This window comes from Leeia aquatica (genome assembly GCF_012641365.1).
Classification (GTDB): domain Bacteria; phylum Pseudomonadota; class Gammaproteobacteria; order Burkholderiales; family Leeiaceae; genus Leeia; species Leeia aquatica.
This window is the reverse complement of record NZ_JABAIM010000001.1, coordinates 1,676,200-1,693,106: the sequence shown is the minus strand read 5'-3', so window position 1 is coordinate 1,693,106 and position 16,907 is coordinate 1,676,200. Positions and strand designations below refer to the sequence as shown.

General features: G+C 60.6%; 13 protein-coding genes and 1 tRNA gene. 7 read left to right on the top strand and 7 right to left on the bottom strand.

The window, feature by feature from the left end; genetic code table 11:
• Positions 1-190: 190 nt before the first annotated feature.
• Positions 191-2,149, bottom strand: a complete 1,959-nt coding sequence (locus HF682_RS08700; protein WP_168876780.1) for a dynamin family protein — start codon at positions 2,147-2,149, stop codon at positions 191-193.
• Positions 2,150-2,225: 76 nt separating this feature from the next.
• On the bottom strand, positions 2,226-3,083 hold the full coding sequence (gene mutM, locus HF682_RS08695) for a bifunctional DNA-formamidopyrimidine glycosylase/DNA-(apurinic or apyrimidinic site) lyase (protein WP_168876779.1): 858 nt from the start codon (positions 3,081-3,083) through the stop codon (positions 2,226-2,228).
• Between the two features lie 183 nt (positions 3,084-3,266).
• Between mutM and HF682_RS08690 the strand changes: the two genes are divergently transcribed.
• The 7 genes from HF682_RS08690 to pth all read left to right on the top strand — a co-directional run bounded on the left by HF682_RS08690 (position 3,267) and on the right by pth (position 8,860).
• The gene (locus HF682_RS08690) at positions 3,267-4,934 is read left to right on the top strand and encodes a tetratricopeptide repeat protein (RefSeq protein ID WP_168876778.1); all 1,668 of its coding nucleotides are present in this window, start codon (positions 3,267-3,269) and stop codon (positions 4,932-4,934) included.
• Between the two features lie 4 nt (positions 4,935-4,938).
• Positions 4,939-5,526 carry a lipoprotein insertase outer membrane protein LolB gene (gene lolB, locus HF682_RS08685; RefSeq protein ID WP_168876777.1) on the top strand — a complete coding sequence of 196 codons (588 nt, stop codon included), beginning with the start codon at positions 4,939-4,941 and terminating at the stop codon, positions 5,524-5,526.
• Positions 5,490-6,374 carry a 4-(cytidine 5'-diphospho)-2-C-methyl-D-erythritol kinase gene (gene ispE / locus HF682_RS08680; protein ID WP_168876776.1) on the top strand — a complete coding sequence of 295 codons (885 nt, stop codon included), beginning with the start codon at positions 5,490-5,492 and terminating at the stop codon, positions 6,372-6,374. The genes lolB and ispE overlap by 37 nt, the downstream gene beginning before the upstream one ends.
• Positions 6,375-6,394: 20 nt before the next feature.
• A tRNA-Gln gene (locus HF682_RS08675) sits at positions 6,395-6,471 on the top strand.
• 96 nt (positions 6,472-6,567) lie between these two features.
• On the top strand, positions 6,568-7,518 hold the full coding sequence (locus HF682_RS08670; RefSeq protein ID WP_168876775.1) for a ribose-phosphate pyrophosphokinase: 951 nt from the start codon (positions 6,568-6,570) through the stop codon (positions 7,516-7,518).
• 97 nt (positions 7,519-7,615) lie between these two features.
• Positions 7,616-8,203: a 50S ribosomal protein L25/general stress protein Ctc gene (locus tag HF682_RS08665; protein ID WP_168876774.1), complete on the top strand. Its 588-nt coding sequence runs from the start codon at positions 7,616-7,618 to the stop codon at positions 8,201-8,203.
• An 81-nt stretch (positions 8,204-8,284) separates the two neighbouring features.
• Positions 8,285-8,860 (top strand): aminoacyl-tRNA hydrolase, encoded by a 576-nt coding sequence (gene pth / locus HF682_RS08660; protein WP_168876773.1) that lies wholly within the window; start codon positions 8,285-8,287, stop codon positions 8,858-8,860.
• Between the two features lie 20 nt (positions 8,861-8,880).
• Here the strand turns inward: pth and HF682_RS08655 are convergent, their stop codons facing one another.
• From HF682_RS08655 to HF682_RS08635, 5 genes are read right to left on the bottom strand one after another with little or no spacing between them, the layout of a single operon-like run.
• Entirely contained in the window at positions 8,881-10,470 is a 1,590-nt protein-coding gene (locus tag HF682_RS08655) for an HD domain-containing phosphohydrolase (RefSeq protein ID WP_168876772.1), read from the bottom strand.
• A 25-nt stretch (positions 10,471-10,495) separates the two neighbouring features.
• A complete protein-coding gene (locus HF682_RS08650) occupies positions 10,496-12,862 on the bottom strand; it encodes a GspE/PulE family protein (RefSeq protein ID WP_168876771.1) in 2,367 nt (788 codons plus the stop codon).
• Complete coding sequence (locus tag HF682_RS08645; protein WP_168876770.1) at positions 12,859-13,896, bottom strand: cyclic nucleotide-binding domain-containing protein; 1,038 nt, start codon at positions 13,894-13,896, stop codon at positions 12,859-12,861. Before HF682_RS08645 ends, HF682_RS08650 begins: the two co-directional genes overlap by 4 nt.
• 12 nt (positions 13,897-13,908) lie before the next feature.
• Positions 13,909-14,679 carry an MBL fold metallo-hydrolase gene (locus HF682_RS08640; RefSeq protein ID WP_168876769.1) on the bottom strand — a complete coding sequence of 257 codons (771 nt, stop codon included), beginning with the start codon at positions 14,677-14,679 and terminating at the stop codon, positions 13,909-13,911.
• The gene (locus tag HF682_RS08635; RefSeq protein ID WP_168876768.1) at positions 14,676-16,907 is read right to left on the bottom strand and encodes a CHASE2 domain-containing protein; all 2,232 of its coding nucleotides are present in this window, start codon (positions 16,905-16,907) and stop codon (positions 14,676-14,678) included. The genes HF682_RS08640 and HF682_RS08635 overlap by 4 nt, the downstream gene beginning before the upstream one ends.

The window sequence follows — 16,907 nt, the reverse complement described above, 5'->3', positions numbered from 1 at the left end:
CCTGATGGCGGTATGGCTTACAAGTTAGCGATTGTATATGACAATTGTGTGAATGGACATGTGACAGGAGTGAAGATTCATTCACGCGGGCGCTGAACGAGTATGCGACGGGTAAGCCAAAGACAAGCTGAAATGTAAAATTGACAGGCCGCAGGTGCGCTTTGCACCTGCGGCCTGTCAACGTGCTACGTTAGGCAGCGCGACCGACGCGCTCACTGGCATCCTGGCTGATGGTTTGGTAGATCTCGCGTGACTGGCGGTCCAGCTCAGCCAGCTGCTGCTGGATGCTGCTCTCCACCTCGTTCAGTTCGCCGATCCGGGCTTCCAGGGTATCGGTGGCCTGATGGATGCGCTTGACGTTCTCCAGCCGGCGGCGCAGCTGCAGCTGGTGCTCGCGCACCTGGGTCTCCATCGGGGCCATGATCGCCTTGAGCCAGTTTTCAACATCACGATTGGCGATATCAAACACATACACCACGTTGTTGGCGATGGTTTCGAAGAACTTCTGCGTCAGCGTGGCTTTGTGGGTGGTCAGCATGGTGCCGAGCCCGGAGAAGTGGGCACGGTACACCTTTTCCAGCCGATGGATTTCCTTGTGGTACTTCAAGGTCGAGAACGGTGGCGGGGTCACCTTGGCCAAGCCGTGTTCCTGGCTGAATTTCTGATACATGCCGCCCATCATGGCCTGAATCTCGGTGACCTGCTCACCGGCACGGGTGATCCGCTCGTTGATGGAGCGGAACAGCTGATTCATGGCATTGGCCAGGCCAGACGACAGCATGCTGCTTTGCATGGCTTCCCGCACCTTGCGGATTTCCTTTTTCAGGCTGTCCTTGCCCAGGTGTCCAAACAGCACATTGGTCTGCTGCGAGAAGACACTGCGCAGGGCCTGGAACTGTGCCAGCCCTTTCTCGAAGCGGGCTTTCTCGGCCGCGATCTTGTCCAGCATCTGCAGGATGGTTTCGCGGTTCTTGCCTTTGAGTTCGCCCAGCTCACCCAGTTGCTCGTCAATGCCGGAGCGGCGCGCATGCAGAATATGGCGCACATCCAGCACCATGCTCTCGATCTCGCCCTGGGTGGTGTCACGCACGATGTCCTGCTTGGACGGGATCAGGCCATCAGCGATGGCACGTTCCAGCGCCTGCAGGCGGCTCTTGGCCAGCAACGGGGCGTCGTCGTTGATTTTGGCGACCAGGCCTTTCTGGGCGGAAATCGGGAACACCTGCTGAGTTTTCAAGCCCAGCAGTGCAGCTGAATCCTTGATCTGCTTGTTGATTTCGCCTTCGATTTCACTGTCGCTCTTCAGCGAATCCCACAGGCCGTCGATCTTGTTCAACACCACAATACGACCAGTATGGTGCGCCCCGCCGGACAGGTATTCCTTCCAGATGTCGAGGTCAGATTTGGTGACGCCGGTATCTGCACCTAGGATGAACACCACCGCATGGGCGGAGGGCAGCAAGGACAGCGTCAGCTCCGGTTCGGCACCGATGGCATTCAGCCCCGGCGTATCCAGAATCACCACCCCCTGCTCCAGCAGCGGATGCGGGAAATTGATGATGGCGTGGCGCCAGCACGGGATATCGGTGGTACCGTCAGCGTGTACCGTCAGCAGATTGTCCTCGTCCTCTTCGTTGAACAGGCCGAAGCGCTTGGCGACATCCAGCGGAACGCGCTTGGTTTCGCCCACGCGCTGGAAGGCCGACATCATGCTCTCTGGCGAGGCCAGGTCCAGCGGGATGGTGCGCCACTCGTCCGGGTAACGCTTGTACTCTGCGGTATTGGTATTGGTGCCACGGGTTTCGATGGGCAGCAGCTGAATGGCCACCGGGCGTGCCGGGTCATACATCAGCTCGGTCGGGCACATGGTGGTGCGACCTGCAGATGAAGGCAGGATACGCTGGCCATAGCCGGCAAAGAAGATGGCGTTGATCAGCTCGGATTTCCCGCGCGAGAACTCGGCCACAAAGGCGATATTCAGCTTGTCATCGCGCAAGCGGCCCAGCAGCTGGTCAATCCGCAAGGCCATTTGGGCGTCATGCAACTCCTGGCCCATCAACCAGCGTTGAAATTGCAGAATGGACTTGGCAATCTGTTCTCGCCATTCACTATAAGCGTGAATATCGGCAATCAGGGCGTCCTGGGTCACGGTCACTCTCCGCGCGTGTAAGGCTTTTTGACAATTGTTGATGTTTGCATAGCCGACCATCGGCTGTAAACACCAGTCATCCCCCATTGTGCGCCGTTTGACGCATGGATTGACACTGTGCGCAGAAAAAACTGCTGCGCTGACCCAGCAGTAACTTGCTGATGGGCGTGCCGCACTGCCGGCACGGTTCGCCGGCCCGATCATATACATTCAGCGTGAGCTGAAAGTAGCCGGTGTCGCCACGGGCGTTCACATAGTCGCGCAAGGTACTGCCGCCAGAGGCCAGTGCGGCGGTCAGTACCTGCTGAACGGCCTGCACCAGCCGCTGCAGCGCGACAAGGCTCAGCTCCTGCGCCGGGGTTTGTGGATGAATCCCCGCCAGGAACAGTGCTTCTGAAGCATAGATATTGCCGACGCCAACCACCACATGATTATCCATCAACGCCAGCTTGATGGCGCTGCTGCGCTTGTGTAGCGCCTGCAGCAGATAGTCCGCGTGAAACGCTTCGGATAAGGGTTCCGGCCCCAGATCGCGGATCAAGGGGTGCTGCTGCCAGTCGTCCGGTATCCACAGCAGGCAGCCAAAGCGCCGTGGATCATGGTAGCGCAGGGTGACGCCGCCGCCATCCGCCCCACCGTCCAGCTCCAGGTCCAGATGATCGTGCTTGCGTACCGGCTGCGGTTCGGTCAGCACCCGAAATGAGCCTGACATGCCCAAATGACCGAGTAGCCAGCCCTGCCCCGCGTCAAACAGCAGGTATTTGGCGCGACGCTGAATGCCACGCAAGGTCAGCCCTGGCAACAGGCTGGGCAAATGGTCAGGTACCGGCCAGCGCAGGCGATGTTCGCGGATGATGACCTTGCTGAATTGCCGCCCTGTCAGCAAAGGCTCAATGCCGCGGCGGGTGGTTTCGACTTCCGGTAGTTCAGGCATGTAGGGATTCCAGGTTTTGCAAAGGGTGGGCTGGCGCAGCAGCCCCTTCCTCGCCTAATATGCGATATCACTGGGCACATCAGCAAGCGCTGAACCATTGCAGCACCATGTTGCCCAAGCTGCCAGTACAGGCCGGAGACATCCCGGTCCCAACCCAACCCGGAAGACACAATGGCCATTGCCATGAAACGTTTGCTGCTGAGCCTTTCCCTGGCCACGATCGGCTTGCAGCCGGTGGCGGCAGAAGAGGCGGCGGAGCCGCAGGGCCTGACCCCGCAAATCCTCTATCGCTTCTTGCTGGGGGAGATTGCGCAACAGCGTGGCCAGGGCGGCGCAGCGGTCGAACTGTTTGACCTGCTGACCGAGGAAAGTGCTGACCCGGTGCTGGGGCGGCGGGCCGCACAGCTGGCCATTGCCAACAATCGCTTCGGCGATGCCCTGCGGCTGACCGCGCGCTGGTACAACAACAGCAAGTCGCCCGAGGCGGCGGAATGGCTGGTGGCCTTGGCCCTGCGTAGCCCTGATCCGGAGCGTTCCCGTATTCCGCTGCAACAGGTGTTGACGGATGCAGGCAGCCGGCGTGAAGCCTTGTGGCGATATTACGCAGAGCAATTGCCGGAAGCGGGCAGCCCGACGGCGATTTACCCCTTGACCCGTGACCTGACCGAACCCTACAAGACCGAGGCGGGTGCCTGGTGGGTGCGTGCCAACGCGGCGGCCCAGGTCAATCGGAAGGACGAGGCGCTGGATGCGCTGGAGCAGGCGCTGCGATTGAACGACAACTTTGAAGATGCCGCAGTGTTGCGTGCGCAGCTGCGTGCCCGTAATGGGTTGGCGGAAGCCAGCAAGCAATTGCAGGCTTACGTCAGCAGCCATCCCAAAGCCATGCGGGCGCGTCTCATGCTCGCCCTCTCTCTGGCCGATCTAAAGCGGGGGCAGGAGGCGCTTGTGATGCTGCAGGCGCTGCGCAAGGAGGCCCCGGAAAGTGCTGAGGTGGCCTACCAGCTGGGTCGACAGCTGGCCGGCATGGGGCAGGGCAAGGCGGCGGAAGGGGCCTTGCAAGACGCGATTCGCCTGCGTTATCGGGATACAGACACGGCATACCTGCTGCTGGGGCGACTGGCAGCAGAACGAGACGATGTCGATGCAGCCTTGCGGGCCTGGGACGAGGTGGAAGGCGGCGCGTTCCTGAACGCACAACGCCAGGCTGCTGAACTGCTGGCGCGTAAAGGTCGACTGGCCGAGGCGCGCTCCCGCGTCAGCGAAGCCATCGCCCAGCAGCCTGCTGCGCGTCGTGAGTTTTTGCGCATTGATGCCCGTGTACTGAGCCTAGCGGGGCAACAACAGCAAGCCTATGACGTGTTGAGTGAAGCCTTGCAGGGATCAGCGGATGAGAGTGAAACCGATCTGCTGTACGACCGGGCCTTGGTCGCCGAGAAGATGAATCGCCTGGATTGGCTGGAGCGGGACCTGCGTGCCATTCTGAAAACCCAGCCTGAAAACTCTACCGCCCTCAATGCCTTGGGCTACACGCTGGCTGACCGCACCGATCGCCATACCGAGGCGCTGACGTTGATCAGCAAGGCGCTGGAGAAGGAGCCGGACAATCCGGCCATCTTGGACAGCATGGGCTGGGTGAAATTCAAGCTGGGGCAGCTGGCCGAGGCGACGGATTACCTGCGCACGGCCTACAGCAAGCTGCAGGAGCCGGATGTTGCCGCCCATTTGGGCGAAGTGCTGTGGCTGACCGGCAAGCAAGCGGAGGCGCGTGCGCTGTTGCAGGATGCCTTGAAGAAGCATCCGGACGAGGCGGTACTGCTGGATGTGATGAAGCGTTTGCAGGTGAAGTGAGCGGATGATGCGTTGGCTGGCAGGGTTAAGCCTGATGCTGGGTATCGGGCTGGCGGGGTGCAGTAGCGTGGACAGCAGCGGTCCACCTGACCTGGGGCAAGCACAGTTTACCCTGCAAGGACGTCTGGGGGTGCGTTGGCAAGGCGACAGCCAGCAGGCTCAGCTGAACTGGCAACACGGCAGCGGCGGGGACTGGATGACACTGGAGGGGCCGCTGGGGCAAACTGTGGCCTCCCTGTCACGCACCGCCAGCCAGGTTGAACTGCAAACCACCGAGGGCCGCTACGTGGCGTCCGATCCGGAAAGTCTGACCGAGAAAGTGCTGGGCTGGCGCCTGCCGCTGCAAGGCTTGAGCTACTGGGTGCAGGGCAAACTGGACCCGATGCAGGCCGGCGAGCCAGAGCGTGACGAGCAGGGGCGGTTGCAACAGCTGCAACAGCAGGACTGGCTGATCCGGGTCAGCAGTTATTTTCCGGATCACCCGACCGCCGGGGCGCTGCCACGCAAACTGAGCCTGCAGCGAGACGGACTGGAACTGCGTCTGGTGGTCGATCAATGGACCTTGCCGGATGGCACGACCCTGACACCATGATGAACGACTGGCAAGATTTCCCGGCACCGGCCAAGCTCAACTTGTTCCTGCATGTAACAGGTCGCCGACCAGATGGCTACCACCTGCTGCAGACGGCGTTTACCTTCATCGATCTGTGCGACACCATATCAATCCGGGTGAGGGCCGACGGCCAGATCCGGCGGGTGAGTGAGCTGGCGGAGGTGCCGCCCGAGGCCGATCTGGTGGTGCGGGCGGCCCGCCTGCTGCAACAGGCCACCGGGTGTCCGCTGGGCGCGGACCTCCGCGTGGACAAACAGATTCCGATGGGCGGTGGACTGGGTGGCGGCAGCTCGGATGCAGCGACCGTGCTGCTGGCGTTGAACCACCTGTGGCAATGCGGGCTGGACCGACCGGTGTTGCAGGCGCTGGGTTTGCAGCTGGGGGCGGACGTGCCGGTGTTTGTGTTCGGGCACAGTGCCTTTGCCGAGGGCGTGGGAGAGGTGCTGCAGGCGATTGAGGTTCCCGAGGACTGGTATGTGCTGCTGCGCCCACCTGTTCAGGTGCCTACCGCTGAAATATTTTCGGCCCCAGACTTGACACGTAACACCAAACCCATCAAAATGCCGGTCTTTCGAGATGACGCCACACGGCGCGGTCTGAGTAATGACCTGCAACGTGTAGCCTGTCGGCTGTATCCGCAGGTGGCGACGGCGCTGGATTTTCTGCAGCAGTACGCAGAAGCCATGATGACCGGCTCGGGAGCGTGTGTGTTTGCCCGGTTTGGCAGCAAGGAAGCTGCTGAAGCAGTCCGGAAAAAAACGCCGCAAGGATTGCAAGCTTGGGTAGTGCGTGGCTATAATGTGCACCCGCTACGCAAGCTGAACTGAGTAGTGCAAAGTAAGGCAATTGGGGAGTCGCCAAGTTGGTTAAGGCACCGGATTTTGATTCCGGCATGCGTAGGTTCGAATCCTACCTCCTCAGCCACGAATTTAGAGCTAGAATGAAAGCGTGCACCCTGAAGGTGCACGCTTTTTGTTTGTCCGGGTAGCCCCCACAGCTGCGATCGGCGGAGCGATGAAGATGGCCTACAACAATCTCATGGTGTTTACGGGCAATGCCAATCCGGCATTGGCGGAAGAAGTCGTTCACCATCTCGATATCCCGATGGGGCACGCCACGGTAGGTCGGTTTTCCGACGGTGAGGTGACCGTTGAATTGCTGGAGAATGTGCGCGGGCGTGATGTGTTCGTGCTGCAATCCACCTGCGAGCCCACCAACGACAACCTGATGGAAGTGCTGCTGATGGTAGACGCGCTCAAGCGCGCATCTGCCGGCCGCATTACCGCTGCCATCCCATATTTTGGCTACGCCCGGCAGGATCGCCGCCCGCGCTCGGTGCGCGTGCCGATTTCGGCCAAGGTGGTCGCCAACATGCTGATTTCGGCAGGGGTGGACCGGGTGCTGACCGTTGACCTGCATGCCGATCAGATCCAGGGCTTCTTTGACATCCCGGTGGACAATATCTACGCCACCCCGGTGCTGCTGGAAGACCTGCTGCAAAAGAACTATCCGAACCTGATGGTGGTGTCGCCGGATGTGGGTGGTGTGTTGCGTGCCCGTGCCATGGCCAAGCTGCTGAATTCGGACCTGGCCATCATTGACAAGCGTCGCCCCAAGGCCAATGTGGCCGAGGTGATGAACATCATCGGTGATGTGGAAGGCCGTACCTGCGTGATCATGGATGACATGGTCGATACCGCCAACACCCTGTGCAAGGCAGCGGAAGCGCTGAAGCAGCAAGGTGCGGACAAGGTGCTGGCATACGCTACCCATCCGGTGCTGTCCGGCCCGGCGGTGGAGCGGATTGCGCAGAGCGCCCTGGATGAACTGGTGGTGACCAATACCATCCCGCTGTCCCCGCAAGCGCTGGCCTGTGGCAAGATTCGCACTTTGTCGATTGCCAAGCTGATGGCCAAGACCATCAAGCGGATCAGCAACGAAGATTCCGTCAGTTCGCTGTTTGCTGAATAAGCATTAGCGGACGGATAGCGGGGGCCTAGGCCCCCACCCGTCACCCGTCTGGTCGCGGAGGGGTGGCGGTTTTTGTTTTTAACCAGAAAGGTTGATCATGAAAATCGAAGTTATTGCACAAAGCCGTGCGAAGCAAGGTTCGGGTGCGAGCCGCCGCCTGCGTCACGCTGGCAAGGTGCCGGGTATCGTTTATGGTGGCAATGTGGCCCCGTTGGTGATCGAGCTGGATCACAACAACCTGTTCCACGCCATGCGTAACGAAGCATTCCACTCCTCCATCCTGGATCTGGTGGTGGATGGCAAGGCAGAGAAAGTGCTGCTGCGCGCAACCCAATGGCACGCATACAAGCAACAAATCCAGCACGTGGACTTCCAGCGTGTGGCCGCTGACCAGAAGCTGCACATGAAGGTGCCGCTGCACTTCGTTAATGGCGAAATTGCCCCGGGCGTGAAGCTGGGCGGCGGTATCGTCAACCACATCCTGACCGAAGTGGAAGTGTCCTGCCTGCCGGGCGATCTGCCGGAATTCATCGAAGTGGACCTGTCCAAGCTGGCCGCAGGCGCTGCAGTGCACCTGTCCGAGCTGAAGCTGCCGAAGGGCGTGGAGCTGGTGTCGCTGGGCCGTGGTGAAGACCTGGCTGTGGCCGCCATTGCCGCTGTACGCGGCGGCGGTAGCGCCGAGTAATACCGGCTGACGGTATCCCCGTCGCCTCACCCGCCCCTCGGCATGGCTGACGGGCGGGTTTTTCTTTTGCAGAGGGTCTAAATGACAATCCGCTTGATGGTGGGGCTGGGTAACCCCGGCGCTGAGTATGAGGCCACCCGGCACAATGCCGGTTTCTGGTGGGTGGAGCGGGTCGCGCGGCAATGGGGGGTCAATCTGCGGCTGGAAGGCAAGTTCCATGGCTATGCCGGGCGTGCCTCGGGCCAGCCGGAGTGCTGGCTGTTGCTGCCGCAAACCTTCATGAACCGTAGCGGTCAGTCGGTGGCGGCACTGGTACGCTTCTACAAGATCGAGCCTGCCGAGATCCTGGTGATCCATGATGAGCTGGATCTGCCGCCCGGCGGTGTCAAACTCAAGCGAGGGGGCGGCCACGGTGGACATAACGGTTTACGGGACATCATCGCTCATCTGGGTACGCCCGATTTCTGGCGCTTGCGCTTGGGCATTGGTCACCCCGGCGAACGGGCAGAGGTGGTGAACTTTGTACTGAAAGCACCTACCCTGAACGAACAGATCGAGATTGACCGTAGCATCGACCAGAGCCTGCAGCGGCTGGATGAGCTCAGGGCGGGCAAGATGGAAGCGGCGATGCTGGCGCTGCACACCAAGCCGCGCTGATGTCCGGGGCGGGCCGCTGCCTAGCAGCGGCTGCCGGACCAGCCGGGTATGCTGGCCGGGTCGACATGGTCCAGCTGGCTGGGCTCCAGAAACTGCTCCGCGTAGCGCAGGTACACCCGCTCACGCATAAAGACATCGAACAAATCATTGTCGATATGTTGGTCCCGTGCCATGCGGCCCAGAATGGTCAGCGACTCGGACAAGGGCTTGCCGGGTTTATAGGGACGATCCCGCGCGGTGAGCGCCTCAAAAATATCGGCAATGCCCATGATGCGAGCCTGAACACTCATCTGCTCACGGGTCAGTCCGCGCGGGTAGCCGCGCCCATCCATCCGCTCATGGTGACCGCCCGCATATTCTGGTACCCGCGCCAGATGCGCCGGCCACGGCAGGGCTTCCAGCAGTCGGATGGTCATCACGATGTGGTGGTTGATGATGTTGCGCTCAGTCTCATTTAACGTGCCGCGGCGTACGGACAGGTTCGTGAGTTCGTCCGTGCTGAGGAAGGTCTGTTCCTTGCCATCATGGTCACGCCACGGCATGGCTGCAATGGTCTCGACCGCATGCAGATGGGCCTCATCCATGTATTCGCCGCCGATATTGGTAGCACGCAGTAGCTCCCGGTCGTTTTCCAGCTGGTGAATGCGCGCAGTGTAAGCGGCTTCGTCCATCTCCCCTTTCAGAAGGGCGATCTCCGCATCACGGAATAGAATCTCAAAGCGGGTATCGACCAGGGTGATGCGGTCGAATATGGTCTCCAGCTTGGTGGCTTTGTCCACCACATGCACTGGGGTGGTGATTTTGCCACAGTCGTGCAACAGCCCGGCAATCTTCAGCTCGTAGCGATCCTGCTCGCTCATGTGGAAGTCGGCCAGCGGGCCACTTTTGACCTGGTGGGCCGCGTCGGCCAACATCATGGTCAACAGGGGGACCCGCTCACAATGTCCCCCAGTGTAGGGTGACTTTTCGTCAATGGCGGCGTTGATCAGGTTGATCAAGGCTTCAAACAGTTGCTCCAGCTGCTGGATCAGTAACCGGTTATTCAGTGCAATAGCCGCTTGTGACGCCAGGGATTCCACCAGCTGCTGGTCCTCGGCCGTAAAACTGCGAATCTGGCCGGCTCCATCTTGCGCATTGATCAATTGCAGCACACCGATGATGCTGCCATCGTGGCTTTTCATCGGTACGGTGAGGAAGGACTGCGAGCGGTAACCGGTGCGGGCATCAAAGGCACGGGTACCGGAGAAATCAAAGCCTTCGGCACTGTAGGCATCGGCAATGTTGACGGTCTGCCCGCTCAGGGCTGCGTGGGCGACCACCATATGCTGATTGGGGCGACCATCGGCCAGCTGCAAGGGAATCGGTGGGAAGGGGATGGCGGTGCCGGTAGTTCCCCCCATGGCAAAGCCGAGGCTATCGTTGCGCAGCGCTTCGAACTGCAGCGCTCCATCCACCATGCGGTACAGGGTACCGCCGTCTGCGTTGGCAAAATCTTTGGCGGCCAGCAGGATGGCCTCCAGCAGGCGTGGTAAATCCGTTTCGGCGGACAAGGCACGGCCAATGGCGTTCAGCTTGTCCAGCCGGGCCAGGATGTCGAGGACGGACGTCACCGTTGCGCCCCAGACGAATGCGGATTCATTTGATGCAGACTGCCCGTACTTGCAGCATGTCAGTATCTCCTTGTAGCACTTTCTCGATACCGTCCTGTTTCAGCGTGCGCATGCCTTCATTCAGGGCAATGGCCAGCAATTCGGCCACCCGGGCGTGTTCCTGAATGGCTTTCTTGCTGGCATCGCTGCCTACCAGCAGCTCGTGCAAGCCCAGCCGCCCCTTGTAGCCGCTGTCCAGGCAGTGGTCACAGCCCTTGGCGCGATACAGGGTGAACTCACCCTTGGCATTGGCAAAGCGCTTGACCCAATCCCGGTAAATACCCTCAAAGGCGGCCTTCGGATCACGCTGCCACTGCACGGTGGCTTTCAATTCCTCGCAGTACTCATTGAGCAGGCGGGAAATCTCTTCCTTGCCGGGGGTGTAGGCTTCCTTGCACTTAGAGCATAGACGCTTGGCCAGCCGTTGCGCCAGAATACCGAGCAGGGCATCGGCAAAATTGAAGGGGTCCATGCCCATGTCGAGCAGACGGATGATGGATTCCGGTGCGCTGTTGGTATGCAGGGTGGACAGCACCAGATGACCAGTGAGTGACGCTTCAATGCCGATGGCGGTGGTGTCGCGGTCGCGCATTTCGCCCACCATGATCACGTCCGGGTCGGCGCGGAGGAAGGATTTCATCGCCGAGGCAAAGTTCAGCCCGGCCTTGGGGTTCATCTGCACCTGTCGCAGGCCCTTCTGCGTGATTTCCACCGGATCTTCTGCGGTCCAGATTTTGGTTTCCGAGGTATTGAGAAACTTCAGTACCGAGTGCAGGGTGGTGGTCTTGCCCGAGCCGGTGGGGCCGCAGACAAAGAACAGGCCATAAGGCTTGCTGACCACGCTTTCCAGCTGGCTGCGGTTGTAGGGCGAGAGGCCCAGCTTGTCGAGCGGAATCGGCTCCCCGGCGGCCAGAATCCGCATCACCACATCTTCCAGCCCACCCGCTGTCGGCACGGTGGCGACCCGCAATTCGATATCCAATGGGCCATATTTCTTGAACTTGATCTTGCCATCCTGTGGCTTGCGCTTCTCGGAGATGTCGAGGTCGCACATGATCTTGATGCGGGTGACCAGCGGATCACGGTAGCTGGAGGGGACTTCAATATACGGTACCAAGGTGCCGTCACGGCGGAAGCGGACTTCGGTCTTGTTCTTGCCGGGGTAGGGCTCGATGTGAATGTCACTGGCACCTTGCTGGTAGGCGTCCATGATGATCTTGTTCACCAGCTTGACCAGCTCGTTGTCCTGCGCGGCGCTCAGCTCCTCGGCGGTCGGGCCGCTGTCGTGGACCGGCTCGTCTTCCATATCCGACAGGATGTCACTGATCGAGCCGCTGCCACTGCCGTAAAAAGCCTGTACCGTCTGGTTGAATTCGAGGTGGGTGGTGACGGCATACTGCAGCTTGTACTGGCTGAACAGCTCTTGCGCCAGCCGGCCCGCTTTAACCTGCTCCGGGTCCATGGTCAGGATCAGCAGGCCTTCCTTCGTGTCCTCCAGCGGCAGCCATCCCTTTTCTTCGATGAACTCCTGCTTCAGGTTGCGCAACAGCTCAATGGGCTTGAGCCGGTCTGCCTTGAAGCCGACATAAGGCACTTGATAGAAGCGGGACAGTGCTTGCCCCAAGGCCTCCACCTTGACCTGAAACTCGCTCAGCAACACGGTTTCCAGATCAGTATTCTTGCGGCGGGCCGAACGCCCTGCCAGCTCCAGCTCCGGCGCAGACAAAATGCCATCGACCACCAAGTGGTCGTAGCGTGAGCGTGGAATGAACGGTGCGCCAGACTGGCGCTGCCGCAAGGCGATGGCCAGTGTCTTGCACAGCTCGATGGCCCCTTCCAGTACCAGAAGCGAGAAGGGCTGGTCATCGCGCTGATTGATCAGTTGCAGCACACCAATCAGGTTGTTGTCACGCTCATCCAGAATCGGGCAGACCAGTACTTGCTTGGTTCGATAGCCGGTGCGCTTGTCCACTTCGGCCAGGAAACGCAGCTCGGCACTGTAGCGAGCCAGCTCTTCCTGGTTGTAGACATCGGCAATGTTGAGCCTTTGCTTGTGCAGGGCACAGTAGCCCGCCACGCTTTGCTCGGTAATCGGCAAGCGGATGTCGCGGAAGGAGTTCAGCCCGGTCTTGACCTTGGACACGATGGAGGATTTGTCTTCGCTGATCACATAAATGGTCAGCCGGTCGGCCTCAAACTGACTGCAAATCTCACCGGACAGCTCCAGCATCAGCTCGTCGATATTCTGCGTGGCGTGGATGCGGTTGATGACATTTTGCAGATTGCGATGGAAGGTCAGGCGGTCGCGCACGTCGACCATCTGGGTCAAACCTTCGGTGCTGTTTGGATTCATGATTGGGTGGGTTCCGGTAGGGCGGACAAGGCTTGCAGACCACCGCGCAGCGCGCTGACCTGATAGCCATTCTGTGCCAGCAAGAAGGCTGCTGCCGCAGCACGGCGGCCGCTATCGCAATAGCACAGGTAGCGGCGTTCACGGGACAGCACATCGACCGCGTTGCGAATCTCGTTGAGCGGTATATTGAAGGCGCCGTCCAGCCGGTTGTGCTGATACTCGGAGGGGAAGCGCACGTCCAGCCAGGTGGCGCCTTGTTGCGCGGCCTGTTGCGCGGTAGTGGCATCCACCTCATTCAGCAGTGGCTGTTTGAGCAAGGTGCTGAAATCCTGCTTGGACAAGCGGTGCAGAATGCTGTGACGCGTCAGGGTGACCGTGGCGTTGCGCGGGTTATCCGACACCAGCGCCTCCTCGCCAAAGGCCGCACCAGGCCCCACTTCGGCCAGCTTCTGCTGGGTGCCACCCACCTGGCGGGTGATGGTGGCGGCACCCTGCTCCAGCAAGTAGTAATAATCCCCGGCATCGCCTTCCCGAATCAGCACGGTACCCGCTGCACACTCAATCCGCTGCAGGTGTGCCAGCAGGCTGCGGTACTGCGCGGGCTTCAGGGCCGCCAGCGCGCCAAAACGCAGGCTGTCGGCGCTGACCATGTGGTGCGGGTCCGATTGTAATGCTTCGTCCTGGGTGAGCTGGTCCCAGGTCAGCAGGATGTCGAGCAAGTCACTGTCGATACGCAGCAGCGCAACCTCGTCAATGGCGGTGGCGCGCAGAATGGGAGCCTTGAGCGGCAGGGTCGGGATCGCACCATCCTCAGCCGGGCTGAACACTTGGGTATGACCATCCCCGAAGCTGATCGACAGTCGTCCACCCAGCAGCCAGACCGTTTTCTGGCGGGTATCATCCATGCGGAAGGGGTCATGCCCGGGCGGGATGCGTTCGACAAAGCAGAAACCGCGCAGCTCTTCCAGACGTTCCGGCGACAGCGAGGCCACCGGGTGCAGGCGCTGCAGCAAGGCAGTAGTAGGCGTACTCATGGCAAGGGTCCGTTACAGGCTGAACACATGGCCGGCCTGCAGCATGCGCGGCTGCCAGCGAGCTGCCAGCGCATGAATTTCCTGCATGGTCAGTTCCAGCTCGCCTGGCTTCAAATGGGTGATGTAGAGCTCGACCGGAAGTTGCAGGCAGGCCAGTTGTTCAGCCAGCGTATCCGGACTCAGGTGTTTCGACAAGCGGGCCAACTCCGCCTCGCGCACACAAAATGCGGTTTCCATGATCAGGTATCTGAGGTCGGGCAAGGCATTGACCGCGCGCCAGAACGCCTCCCCACCCACCGTGTCACCGCTGAAGACCCAGCTGCCTTTGCTACAGCGGAGGGCGTAGGCGACAGCCGGCACCGTATGCTCGGCGGGCAAGACTTGCAACCGGGCATGCCGTCCTAAGGCGATGGTCTGCCCCAGCTGGATCGGGGTGAAGCGAAGGAATGGGTGTTGCGGGTCGGGTATCTGGCTGAAATCCGGCCACACCTGCCAGTTAAAGATGTGCTGCTGCAGGATGGCAATGGTTTCGGATGTCGCCAGCACTTCCAGCGGCTGGTTGCGCATGGCGCCGACCGAATCCAGCATCAGTGGCAGCATGGCGATATGGTCAAGGTGGCTGTGGGTGAGGAAGACCCGGTCTACCAGGGCCAGCTCTGCCAGGCTGAGGTCGGCCACGCCGGTCCCGGCGTCGATCAGCACATGCTGGTCTACCAGAAAGGAAGTGGTGCGTAGCGGGCCACCAATGCCGCCGCTGCAACCGAGGACACGGATTTCCGTCATTTGCTGTCCATCTGGCTGACCCCGTCCCAGTCGGGTGCGGGGGGCTGTTTGCGGTAATGTGCAATACGCTGCAGAAACAGGGCATACAGGGTACTGTTGGGTTCTGCTTGCTGCAGGCTCAGCAATTGCAGCTCGGCCATGTCCCAGTTCTGTTCACGGTAGTGCCGCAGCGCCTGCTGGAAGAGCTGCACCGCACGGGTTTGCTCCGCACTGGCTTCGCTGGCCAGGCATACCGGCTGGTAAATGGTAACCGGCTCGTCCTTGCCTTTGACCCGCACATGATCCAGCTCGCGGTAGAGGAATTCCTTGCGGGTTGCATTGCGGGTCAGTTCACCGACAATGATGTCCACTCCATACAGGCGGGTCAGGCTTTCCAGCCGGGCAGCCGTGTTGACCGCATCCCCCATCACGGTATACGCCTTGCGGTACTGTGATCCCATGTCGCCCACCGTCATGCGGCCGGAATTGATGCCGATGCCGATGACCAATTCGGGCAGGCCGCGCTCAGCAAAGCGCGGTGCCAGCTGTCGCATCACCTTCTGCATGTCCAGTGCTGACAAGATGGCGCTGCGGGCATGGTCCGGGTCGGCCACCGGGGCCCCCCAGAAAGCCATGATACAGTCACCCATATACTTGTCGATGGTGCCCAGGTGCTGCTGGCGGATTACGGTAGACAGCTCGGTCAGGAATTCGTTGATCAGGCTGGTGAGCTGCTGCGGATCCAGCTGTTCCGCAATGCTGGTAAAGCCCTGCACATCGGAGAACAGCACGGTCAGCTCGCGGCTGTCGCCTTCCATGGTGTACTTTTCCGGATCGGCACTCATCTTTTCCACCAGCTCGGGCGGCACATACTGACCGAAAACACCGGCCAGCTGGCGCTTGCTGCGGGATTCAAAGAAGTAACCGTAGGTCATGTGGATGATGAAGAAGGCCGCGATCAGGGCCAGACTGGCGGCCAGCGGCATGTCCACATATTCCTGTCGCCACAACCACAGATTGCCACCCAGCACCAGCAATACCGCCAACAGGCAGGTCAGCGCTGCCTTCAGCGGCTTGGCCCGGATCAGGATCAACAGCAGCACAATGCCGAGTATCAACAACAACAAGACTTCTGCACCCAGCAGATAAGTGGGATGAGCTGGGAAGCGATTGTCGAGCATGCCTGCCAGTAAGTTGGCGTGGACTTCCACACCGGGGTAGACGGCGCTGAACGGGGTGGAGCGCAAGTCCATCAGGCCCGGCGCGGTGGTGCCGACCAGCACGATGCGCCCTTGCAGCGCGGATAGCGGTACGCGCTTGGCCAGCACATCGCTGATCGACAGGTAAGCAAAGCTGCCGGCGGGTCCCCGATAGGGCACACGGGCTGCCAGTTCGGTATCAATCGGGATGCGGGCATCACCCACCCGCAGGTAATCAATGGCCGCATAGTTGTCACTACCCACCCCGGCGGGCTTTTCCAGCAGCACCGGGGGTTGACCGTTGAGGCTGCGATACATGGCCAGAGACAGCGGCTCGTAATAGTGCCCATTGAAGCCAGACAACATGGCCACCCGGCGGGTGACGCCATCCAGGTCCGGTATCGGGTTGAAATGCCCGGCACTGCGTGCCGCCTTCTGCAGGATGGGCAGATTGGCACCAAAGCCGATGGCCTGCTGGGCGCCTTGCAGGTTGGAGGGGGGCAGTTGCCCGGCATCCATCACCGGCGGCGGCAGCTGGCCACTTTGCTGTTCGCTGTCGCCGCTCAGGTAATAGCCCAGCACGGTAGGGCGACCGGACAGGCTGCGGGCAAAGCGGGCATCATAGTCCAGTGTCGGGGTCAGCTGCTGCAGGGCGGCCTGATAGTCCGGATTGTTGGCCAGCGTACCTTTCGCCAGCTGTTGCAGCGCAGGTAAACCCGAGCTGTGGTCGGGCTCGGCAAACACCACGTCAAAGCCCGCCAGTTTGATGTGATAGTGCTGGAACAGCACATCCATCAGCTCGGCCAGCCGATGGCGAGACCACGGCCAGCGCCCGACCTCGGCCAGGCTCTTCTCGTCAATGTCGAGAATGACGATGCGCGGATCGACCTTGTCCTGCCGTGTCAGGTTGAGACGCATGTCGTAGAGCTGATACTCCAGCCGGGTCAAGGGCTCGCTGTGCCAGATGCCGACCACATGCAACAGCAGCGCCACCTGCACCAGAATACTGAGCAGCAAGGGCCAGCGGTAGCGTTTCAGCGCTTCCAGCAT

What these genes read in the sequence shown, in the direction of transcription:
- HF682_RS08670 (WP_168876775.1), top strand. Translation starts at nt 6,568, where the DNA reads ATGGCCTACAACAATCTCATGGTGTTTACGGGCAATGCCAATCCGGCA.
- mutM (WP_168876779.1), bottom strand. Translation starts at nt 3,083, where the DNA reads ATGCCTGAACTACCGGAAGTCGAAACCACCCGCCGCGGCATTGAGCCT.
- HF682_RS08665 (WP_168876774.1), top strand. Translation starts at nt 7,616, where the DNA reads ATGAAAATCGAAGTTATTGCACAAAGCCGTGCGAAGCAAGGTTCGGGT.
- HF682_RS08690 (WP_168876778.1), top strand. Translation starts at nt 3,267, where the DNA reads ATGAAACGTTTGCTGCTGAGCCTTTCCCTGGCCACGATCGGCTTGCAG.
- pth (WP_168876773.1), top strand. Translation starts at nt 8,285, where the DNA reads ATGACAATCCGCTTGATGGTGGGGCTGGGTAACCCCGGCGCTGAGTAT.
- lolB (WP_168876777.1), top strand. Translation starts at nt 4,939, where the DNA reads ATGATGCGTTGGCTGGCAGGGTTAAGCCTGATGCTGGGTATCGGGCTG.
- HF682_RS08650 (WP_168876771.1), bottom strand. Translation starts at nt 12,862, where the DNA reads ATGAATCCAAACAGCACCGAAGGTTTGACCCAGATGGTCGACGTGCGC.
- HF682_RS08645 (WP_168876770.1), bottom strand. Translation starts at nt 13,896, where the DNA reads ATGAGTACGCCTACTACTGCCTTGCTGCAGCGCCTGCACCCGGTGGCC.
- HF682_RS08640 (WP_168876769.1), bottom strand. Translation starts at nt 14,679, where the DNA reads ATGACGGAAATCCGTGTCCTCGGTTGCAGCGGCGGCATTGGTGGCCCG.
- HF682_RS08635 (WP_168876768.1), bottom strand. Translation starts at nt 16,907, where the DNA reads ATGCTGGAAGCGCTGAAACGCTACCGCTGGCCCTTGCTGCTCAGTATT.
- ispE (WP_168876776.1), top strand. Translation starts at nt 5,490, where the DNA reads ATGGACCTTGCCGGATGGCACGACCCTGACACCATGATGAACGACTGG.